The sequence below is a fragment of the Streptomyces otsuchiensis genome (assembly GCF_004305975.1).
Lineage (GTDB): Bacteria > Actinomycetota > Actinomycetes > Streptomycetales > Streptomycetaceae > Streptomyces > Streptomyces otsuchiensis.
This window is the reverse complement of record NZ_BHZI01000542.1, coordinates 1-1070: the sequence shown is the minus strand read 5'-3', so window position 1 is coordinate 1070 and position 1070 is coordinate 1. Positions and strand designations below refer to the sequence as shown.

At 61.7% G+C, this 1070-nt stretch carries 1 protein-coding gene; it reads left to right on the top strand.

Going from position 1 to position 1070, the window contains the following annotated elements:
* The first annotated feature begins 560 nt into the window (after positions 1-560).
* On the top strand, positions 561-920 hold the full coding sequence (locus tag E0D90_RS25745) for a hypothetical protein (protein ID WP_130800312.1): 360 nt from the start codon (positions 561-563) through the stop codon (positions 918-920).
* Positions 921-1070 lie beyond the last annotated feature (150 nt).

Genomic DNA, 1070 nt, shown 5'->3' with positions numbered 1-1070 from the left:
ACCCCGACGTGGCCCACCCCGCGCCGGCGAGCGGTAACCTCAGGACCCCGGACCCCGCACCACCGACAAGGACCGATATGCCGGAGTTTGGCAAAGTAAGTAAAATCCGCCACCCCCGCACCTAACGCCGCAGCTCACGACCTCTCCTCCCCGCGCACGCGGGTGGGTTCCCGGCGCGGTCTCTGATCTCTCGGCCCGGAAGTATGCGATCCCTCGACGCTGCTGACCATGTTCTGTAGCCCAGCGGTGCCGCCCAAAACGGGGGCGACTACGCTTCAACGGGGCCTAGAATGGCCGACGACCGCGACGTATGTTGCGTGACGTTAACAGGCCAGATCAAGCACTTAATATCCACCAGCTACTCACCGTCGAAGTGGTTCCTGATTAACCTGCCAGCACTCGGAACCAGGCACCACGACATCAGCTACACGCGAGCAGTTATCGAACTAGGGAAGCGGAACGCCTCAGGGACGTGAAGCGGAAACGCCAAGGGAATTCGTGTACTCAGTGACGACATTCCGGCACCCTCTCGAGCCGTCCAGCGATAAGGAGGAGTTTGAATGACAGGCGAATCAGGTCGAACCTTCAGGGATGCTTGGATTGCTGGCGTAGGAAAGCATTTCCCTGGCGAACCGAAACCCAGCTACGTCACCCCCTGGGCGCAGACCCCGGATTGGGAGCGACGGGCTGCCGCAGCCGTACAGGACCAGGTGCACGATTTTATTCAGGTCAGTGACGGAAACACTTCGAAGCTTACCCGGGAACAGAAGGGTCGCTTCGTCGCTGTCTGCTGGATTGCGCAGATCCACAAGCACATCGAGTCGCCGAAGCCGGCGTACGTGGCTGATTGGGACCATCTCCCAGAGTGGCAACGAGAGACAGACGCCGACATTTTCGAAGCAATCGAGCGGGAGGGCTAGAGCCCGACCGAAGCCGCCCCCGAGTGCGCCATGAGCGCATCCGCCCGGGGCATCAGCGGAATGTTGCGGGGCCTCACTCGATGGTCAGGCAGTCGGTCTGCTCCTCGCCTTGGCCTACCTCTTCTTCCTCGCGCACGGGGGGGCTATGGG

Bases quoted from the DNA above. Each gene is read 5' to 3' on its own strand.
- E0D90_RS25745 (WP_130800312.1), top strand. From the start codon at position 561: ATGACAGGCGAATCAGGTCGAACCTTCAGGGATGCTTGGATTGCTGGC.